At 71.8% G+C, this 1,033-nt stretch carries 1 protein-coding gene and 1 pseudogene; both read left to right on the top strand.

Annotated elements, in window-relative coordinates; all coding sequences use genetic code 11:
• The first annotated feature begins 109 nt into the window (after positions 1-109).
• Positions 110-721 carry a molybdenum cofactor guanylyltransferase MobA gene (gene mobA, locus K206_RS0130200; protein ID WP_020206064.1) on the top strand — a complete coding sequence of 204 codons (612 nt, stop codon included), beginning with the start codon at positions 110-112 and terminating at the stop codon, positions 719-721.
• 33 nt (positions 722-754) lie between these two features.
• Positions 755-1,033 (top strand): annotated as a pseudogene (locus tag K206_RS39705) (molybdopterin molybdenumtransferase MoeA); the annotation flags it as partial.

Below are 1,033 nucleotides of genomic sequence, written 5' to 3'. Positions count from 1 at the left end.
AAGATCGAGATGTCCTATATCGGCGGATAAGGACGCAACTGCGAGGCGCAACGCGGGACGCAACCGCGGGATGCGACCGCGCCGCACGCCACCAACCGGCTTCCATTCAATGATTCCACGCGACGACATCACCGGCCTGATCCTCGCCGGCGGCAGGGGCAGCCGCATGGGCGGGACCGACAAGGGCCTGCAGCCGTTCCGCGGCATGCCCATGACCGCGCATACGCTGGCGCGCCTGGCGCCCCAGGTCGGCGGCGTGCTGATCAGCGCCAACCGCAACCTGGCGGCCTATGCGTCCTTCGGAGTGCCGGTGGTGACGGACGCCGCGCCGGATTCGGCACCGGAATTCGCCGGACCGCTAGCCGGAATGCTCGCCGGCCTGCGACAATGCCGCACGGGCTGGCTGCTGACCTCGCCCTGCGATTCGCCGTGCCTGCCGGCCGACCTGGCCGCGCGCCTGGCCGCGGCGATCGAGACGCAGGGCGCCGACATGGCCATTCCCGTCACCGTCGACGCGGCGGGCCGCCGGCAAACCCAGCAGGTGTTCTGCCTGATGCCGGCGACGGCGCGCGACAGCCTGGCGGCATACCTCGCCGGGGGCGGCCGCAGGATCGAGACCTGGGCCGCCTCGCACCGCCTTGCCGAAGTGCTGTTCGAAGACGCCGGCGCTTTCGCCAATATCAATACCCTGGACGAGCTGCGCGCGCTGGAAGCGCGCTGACGATCCGGGTTGCTGCCTCTCCGGGACCGAGCCATGCCATCTCTGCAAACCGTCATTTCCTGCCTGTCCGACTACGATCCCGACGCCCTGCCGGTGGCGCAGGCCAGCCGCATCATCGGCGAGGTGATCGAGCCCGTGCGCGGCACCGAGCAGGTCGCCCTGCGCGCGGCGCTCGGCCGCGTGCTGGCCGCGGACGTGGTCTCCACGCTGGACGTGCCCGCCCACGACAACGCGGCGATGGACGGCTACGCCTTCGCCGGCAGCGCGCTGGCGGCCGGCGGCGAGGTCGCCCTGGCGGTCGCCGGCAGCGCC

Origin of the sequence: Cupriavidus sp. WS (genome assembly GCF_000395345.1) — a bacterium.
GTDB classification, from domain to species: domain Bacteria; phylum Pseudomonadota; class Gammaproteobacteria; order Burkholderiales; family Burkholderiaceae; genus Cupriavidus; species Cupriavidus basilensis_B.
Note: the sequence above shows the minus strand (reverse complement) of the source record. Positions and strands in the feature narration are given on the sequence as shown.

Excerpts from the sequence above, each read along its gene's own strand:
- mobA (WP_020206064.1), top strand. The coding sequence starts at position 110 with ATGATTCCACGCGACGACATCACCGGCCTGATCCTCGCCGGCGGCAGG.